Origin of the sequence: Pusillimonas sp., from assembly GCF_035515275.1 — a bacterium.
Taxonomy (GTDB): domain Bacteria; phylum Pseudomonadota; class Gammaproteobacteria; order Burkholderiales; family Burkholderiaceae_B; genus Pusillimonas.
The window spans coordinates 1-6,145 of the sequence record NZ_DATJBQ010000136.1; the positions used below are offsets into that span (position 1 = coordinate 1).

8 protein-coding genes are annotated in these 6,145 nt (G+C 61.4%); 1 reads left to right on the plus strand and 7 read right to left on the minus strand.

What is annotated here, in order from left to right:
- The 7 genes from VL003_RS09885 to VL003_RS09915 form a co-directional block, all read right to left on the minus strand.
- Nucleotides 1-576: ABC transporter ATP-binding protein (locus VL003_RS09885; RefSeq protein WP_325442009.1), on the minus strand; the 576-nt coding region annotated here is incomplete at its 3' end.
- A gap of 99 nt (nt 577-675) precedes the next feature.
- Complete coding sequence (locus VL003_RS09890) at nt 676-1,659, minus strand: ABC transporter substrate-binding protein (RefSeq protein WP_325442011.1); 984 nt, start codon at nt 1,657-1,659, stop codon at nt 676-678.
- Entirely contained in the window at nt 1,656-2,741 is a 1,086-nt protein-coding gene (locus VL003_RS09895; protein ID WP_325442013.1) for a 3-hydroxybutyryl-CoA dehydrogenase, read from the minus strand. Before VL003_RS09895 ends, VL003_RS09890 begins: the two co-directional genes overlap by 4 nt.
- A complete protein-coding gene (locus tag VL003_RS09900; protein ID WP_325442015.1) occupies nt 2,738-3,817 on the minus strand; it encodes an NAD/NADP-dependent octopine/nopaline dehydrogenase family protein in 1,080 nt (359 codons plus the stop codon). The genes VL003_RS09895 and VL003_RS09900 overlap by 4 nt, the downstream gene beginning before the upstream one ends.
- A 174-nt stretch (nt 3,818-3,991) precedes the next feature.
- Nucleotides 3,992-4,525, minus strand: a complete 534-nt coding sequence (locus VL003_RS09905) for a DUF2894 domain-containing protein (protein WP_325442017.1) — start codon at nt 4,523-4,525, stop codon at nt 3,992-3,994.
- Complete coding sequence (locus VL003_RS09910) at nt 4,515-5,192, minus strand: OmpA family protein (RefSeq protein WP_325442019.1); 678 nt, start codon at nt 5,190-5,192, stop codon at nt 4,515-4,517. Before VL003_RS09910 ends, VL003_RS09905 begins: the two co-directional genes overlap by 11 nt.
- Nucleotides 5,189-5,647, minus strand: a complete 459-nt coding sequence (locus VL003_RS09915) for an FAS1-like dehydratase domain-containing protein (RefSeq protein ID WP_414708280.1) — start codon at nt 5,645-5,647, stop codon at nt 5,189-5,191. The genes VL003_RS09910 and VL003_RS09915 overlap by 4 nt, the downstream gene beginning before the upstream one ends.
- Nucleotides 5,648-5,820: 173 nt before the next feature.
- Here VL003_RS09915 and VL003_RS09920 point away from each other — a divergent pair.
- A partial coding sequence (locus tag VL003_RS09920) for a LysR family transcriptional regulator (RefSeq protein ID WP_325442021.1) occupies nt 5,821-6,145 on the plus strand: 325 nt, incomplete at its 3' end.

The following is a 6,145-nucleotide window of genomic DNA, read 5'->3' on the forward strand; positions in this document are numbered from 1 at the left end:
GTGGGTCACGAACAGCACGGTGTTTTTCAACTGCTCCCACAATCCCAGCAGGCCTGCCTGCAGCTTGAGCCGCGTGTGGGCGTCGAGCGCACCAAAGGGCTCGTCCATTAGCAGAATGGCGGGCTCGTAGGCCAGGGTGCGCGCAATGGCGGCACGCTGACGCATGCCGCCCGAAAGCTCGCGAGGGTAAAAATGGGCGTAGTCTTTAAGCTTGACTTTATCGAGCCAGTACAGGGCTTTTTCTTCGGCCCGGGCCTTGGGCACGCCCTGCTCGCGCAGGCCGTAGGCCACGTTGCTAAGCACGTTCTTCCAGGGAAACAAGGCGTATTCTTGAAACACCGGCCCCCGGTCGGGGCCGGGCGCATTTACCACCCGGCCGTTTACCTGCACGCTGCCCGTGGTGGCCTGCTCGAAGCCGCCCACTATATACAGCAGCGTGCTTTTGCCGCAACCGCTGGGGCCAAGTATGGACACAAACTGCCCTTCGGGCACCTGCAATGAAATATCGCGTATGGCCGTGTGCTGGGTGCCCCGGGCGGTTTGAAAGGTTTTGCCGAGCTGCTCGATGGTGATCATGATGGGCCTATTGAAAGCCGTTGGTGCTGCTACGCTGCCCGCTTGGCAAGCGGAAGCAGCGCGTGCGCGTCGAACCGTATCAACTGATGCAGCGCTGCATTATTTGATCGGCGCCATAAGGTCTTCTCGAACAAATTTCGACACGTCCACCGGCTTGGCCAGAAAGCCGGCCTTGTGCTGCAGGTCGATGGTTTCTTGTATGGACTTCAGGTTGGGCTTCATGTCGGGCGCGTGGGCAAAGTCTTTTTCGGTGAACAGGTATTTGTCCAGAAGTTCGGCCGGTGCGCGGGTAATTTCAGACGCCACGGCCACCGCCAGGCTGCGGTCTTCAAGCAGCTTGCTCATGGCCCGTTGCAGGTCTTTGACGTAGGCCTTGACCACCTCGGGGTTCTTGTCGGCGTAGGCTTTACTGCACGCCTCAAAAATCTGCACGGTGGGCGACTGCACTTCAGACAGCGCGAACAGCTTGCGAATGTCGCCCTTTTCTTCGGCCAGCAGGGCAAAGGGTTGCACCAGCGGGCCGGCGTCGACACGGCCCGAGCGAATGGCATCGGCCGATGCGGGGAAGCCGGTTTCTACGATCTTTACGTCTTTTTCGGGGTCGATGCCATGCTGCTTAAGCCATAGCACCATCTGAAAATACACACCCGAGCCATAGGCATTGGTGCCTATGACCTTGCCTTTCAGGTCTTCGGCGCTTTTGATGGGGCCGTCTTTTTTAACCGCCCAGTAAGGCGAAAAATAGCCTTTTTCTTCGTGCACGTGCTGGGCGACTATGTAGCTTTCGAGGCCGCTTTCGATATAGCCCTGCGCCATGGAAAGCGGCGCCATGGTGGAACAATCAAGCACACCGGCGCGCATGGCCTGCACCATGGGCGAGGTTCCTTGAAACTGCGACCATTCAATCTTGTAGGTTTTGCCGACCTCGGGAAACAGCTCGGGGCGCTTCATCATCAGGTACTTGGCTTCTTCGGCGGGTATGGTCCAGCCCACGCGTATGGTGGGAATGTCTTGCGCCAGGGCCGGGGCCGCCACCACCGCCGCGCCCACCGATATCAACAACGCCTGCATGATCTTGTTCATTGTCTTGTTCCTTTTTCGTCGTTGGAAATGGCGTGTTGGTCTAGCCCGAAATGCCTGAGCATGCCCAGGGTTCGCGCCAGAACGTCGCGCCGGTACGCTTCTAGGTCCAGCCCCTCGTATGAACGGAACCCGCTTGCCGACCGCAACCCGTTTTTGCCTTCGTTCATGTATTGGCGAACGATTTCTGGCATGGCAAACCGGTTTGCGTCGAGGTTTTTGGCAAGATAGTTGTTGGCGTGGTACAGAATGTCATTACCGCCGTAATCAATAAATTCAAGCACGCCGATGGCCGCAAAGCGAAAGCCCAGCCCGTAGCGGGTGGCCCGGTCGATTTCTTCGGCCGTGGCGACGCCCTCTTCGACCATGCGAGCGGCTTCGTTCATGACCAGGGTTTGCAGGCGCGGCACGATATAGCCGGGCGTGCAGGCACAGCGCACCGGCACCTTGCCGATGCTTTCCAGGCTTTGAAGCAGGCGGTCTACCGCCTGGGGCTCGGTGCCTGGGTGAGGGCTTACCTCGACCAGCGGAATAATGTAGGCGGGGTTCAGCCAATGCGCATTCATGAAGCGCTGGGGGTTGCGCACCAGGGGGGCCAGGTCAGAGGCCAGCATGGTTGAAGTGGTGGATGCAATCAAGGCATTGGGGCTTGCCAGCTCGCCCAAGCGGCCCAGGGCGTCGCGCTTGGCTTCGGGGGTTTCGGGCACGCCTTCGAAAATGATTTGTGCGCTGCCCAGCACGGCGGCGGCCTGGTCCAGCGAGTGCAATTCGATATTCTGCAGGTAGCCTTCAATTTTGTCGGCGGCGAACAAGCCCAGGTCGGCCAACTGCTGGTAGGTAAGACGCAGCTCGTTGGCCACGCTTGTTTGCAGTTCTTTGAACGCCTTGGGGGCGCGGGGCTTGAAGTCGACGATGGCAACCGGGTGGCCGTGCATGGCGTAAGCCAGGGCAATGCCGCGGCCCATGCGGCCTGCGCCCAGGGCAACGATGGCGGGCGTTCGTGGCTGAGTTGCTGCGTGCGAGACCGCCGCAGTGTCGTGCCTGGCCGCTTGGCCGCCGGCACCTGCGCCCGTATGCCGGCTCATGCCGTTTTCCCTTGAAGCAGCATCTGGCGCATTTCGTCTGTTGAAAGATGGCTTAGACCCAGTGCGCCCAGGGTACGCTCGCCTTGGCTTAAGTCTTTGTCCAGTATGGCGCCGGCTATGGCCAGCAAGCCTTTGGCCACCGGCGCCGGGCAATTTACCCAGTCGGCCACCGAAGCCATAAAGGCCAGGCCCAGCACGGTGTCTTCGGCCATGTAGCGATGCGTGTGCAGGTCGATATGTTCGCGCCAGTCGCCGCTGTCGACCAGTTTTTTATGCGTGTCGCCGTACATCCACTGGTCGTTTTCGTAGTGGTCGGAAAGCGGGAAATGCGGCGCGCTGTAGCCGATGGCTTCGCGTTTGGCGATGCGTTCATTATCGAGCTTAGTGGTGACGGCACGTACCGCCGGCTGCGTGCCCTCGTTGTGAATGTCCCATTCGGGAAAATGCTGCAGCGGGGCCGCGTTCATGAGAATGAGCGGGGGGTGAATGATGGGGCCCGCGTTCATTAGCGCGGCTGACAAAGCGTCTTCACAAGGCTCTACGCTGGGAAAGGCCTCGGCAATTACCTTCATGGCGTGGTCGGCGCGGCGGGCCGGGTATACGCCGGTGGGCAGGCGGGTGGCGCGCATGGTTATGGCCACGGTGTCGGGGCTGTGCTTGCGGGCCAGCCAGGGCAGTGTGCCGGTTTCAGCCCAGGCCACATCGGCCGTGCAGCCCAGGCCCCGCACGATTTCGCTCATGATGTAGCTGCCGAAGGTGCCGGGCGGCAGGTACACGACCTGGCCGTCTTGCAGGTGCGGCGCCAGCGCGCGGGCAATGTCTTTTTGCGCAATGGCGGGCGAAGGTATAAGGATAAGCTGCGCGCCTTTCACGGCTTCGCCGATGTCGGTGGTAACGGTGTCAATAATGACCGCGCTTTCGCCGTGGTCGTCTTTAAGAAAGATGGTTGACGAATCGATTACTGGTTTCAGCGCCTTTGCATCGCGCCGCCAAAGGCGTATGGTATGACCTTGTTCGCTTAAATCGGCTGCTGCCGCGTAGCAGCCATGGCCGCCGCCCAATACCGCAATTTCCATGCCCTGCCTCCGTTGTAAGGCCGGGTAAGCCGGCCCTGCAACGACGCCTCGATAAAACTCAACCAACCGCCGACGCGTCGTTGTATTTATCTATGCACTTGCATACACCCGCCTACACTAAAGAAATAGCGGGCGGCTTGCAATGGAAAATGATGTGGGGATTTCCCTGATGGGCTACGGCGTTTTGCGGGCCGGCTTCTTCGACGTTGCGCTGCGTGTAGCGGCTCTGGTTGAAGGCGACGCGGGCTTTGGCGAGGCGGTTTTACTGGGGGCGGTGGCAGCGGTGTTCAATTGCTGTAGCCACGCAAGCGTATCAGCGTAGTTTAGAAAGTGCTGCAGGTAGTCGGCAGACTGCTCTTGCATCAGCAGTAACGCGCGGTGAATGAGCTGGCTTGAATTGAGGGGGCCGGCGTTTTCGGGAACCTGGTGTTCAGATTGCTTCAACTGGGTGCTCGTGCCCAGCTTGGCCCAGGTTTTTTGAAAGTAGTCTGTTTCGGGCGGCTCGGTGGGCCAGATGTGGAAGTTCCTGGCCCTGTCACGCGCATTTTCCGGCCACGAATATTTCTGCGGTGCCTGCCCGGCCATATGGGTCAGCAATTCGGCCAGGGGGCTGCCGGCCCACGCGGCTGCGCCCGGTTTGCCTGCGTCCTCGACTACCGGTCGGCCAGAAGCGTCGTTCGGCGTCTGGGGCGCTTGCTTACTGCTCATGCTCACGTACTTCCGGTGCGGGCTGAGCCGTAAGGGTTGGCTTGGGCACGGGCGAAATTTCTACGCGGCGGTTGCGGGCGCGGCCGGCTTCGTCGGCGTTCGAACTGATGGGTTGCTCGGCCCCGAACGCAGCGGCAAACACCTGCCCCGGCGGGATGCCGGCGTCGATCAGGGCGCGGGTAACGGTCAGGGCACGCTGCGCGGAAAGCTCCCAGTTGTCGGCAAAGCGCCGGTTGTCGCCGTGAATGGGCTGGTCGTCGGTAAAGCCGCTAACCATTAACGCCTGTTCATTGGCTTGCAAATATTGGCCCAGCGGCGCCACCAACGACTGCAATACCTCGCGGCCTTCGTCTTGAAGCTGGGCCGAGTTCAACGCAAACAACACGCTGCCGCTGATGCCGATGCGGCCATCCACCAAGGTAACGCGGCCTTCGGCCAAAGGCCGGGCAAGGGCCTCTTCCAGGGTTTGGCGGCGCTGGGTTTCCTCCTGGCGTTGCGCAATTTCTTCTTCGAGCCGGTTGGAAAGCTGCAGCTGCATGGCAATGACACCCACCAGCACCAGCACGAAGGCGCCCAGCATGACCGACATTAAATCGCCGAACACCGGCCAGATCGGCGCACTGGAATCTACGCCCGCGTCAATGCCGGCATCGACATCGTTCTTCATGCTTTGCCCGCTTCGCCTTGAGGCGCGGAATCGCCCGCAAGACGCTTGTCATCGACGCGCTCAGAATCGAGGTAGTCGTGCCGCACGGTGACGAACAGCAGCGCGCCGGTGCGGCCGTGCTTTTCCTCGATGTGCGTGATGGTGGAGACGCGGGTCGCTTCGCCGCCGACCTTGAGCGGCTCAAGGAACTCGACGCGGCCACCGGCCCACATGCGGTTGCGGTTGTCCGCCGGCGGCAGGAAGCCGCCCCGCGCCGGATGGCCGTCGGCGCCCAGGCCGCTTTCGGCCACCGGCTCCTGGAAGAAGCACCATTGCCACAGCGGCGGCAACGGCGAGCCATGGGCCGGATTGGGCTCGCCGAACGTGGCGGCGATGCGCTTGATCAGGTTGCGGCTCAACTGGTCGTGAGCCTCTTCGCTGCGCCCGATCCAGGCAGTAAAAGCAGAGTCAGTCATGGCTGGATTTCCTGCGCTTGTGTTTGTTTTTTTGCAGGATGCAGCGAAGGCCGTGTTCCGGGAATTTGTATTTACAGAGGATGGCGTTCGGCTATCCTGAACGCCGCCTTACGCCTACGCCGTATCAGCGGCGCGATCCGCCCACTGCCGCCACGTTCAACGAGAGACCCACCATGCACTTCGATCTGGCCGACCTGCGCCTGTTCATCCATATCGCCGAATCGCCGAGCCTGACCCAGGGCGCCCGGCGCGCGCACCTCTCCCCGGCCGCCGCCAGCGCGCGCATCAAGGCGCTGGAAGGCCAGTTCGACAGCCGCCTGCTGTACCGCGACAGCCGTGGCGTGGAACTGACCCCGGCCGGCCAGAAACTGCTGCAGCACGCCCGCCTGGTGATGCGCCAGGTGGATTACCTGAAGAGCGAGTTCACCGAATACGGCGCCGATAACGCCGGGCATATCCGCATTTTCGCCAACACCACGGCGGTCACCGAGTTCCTGC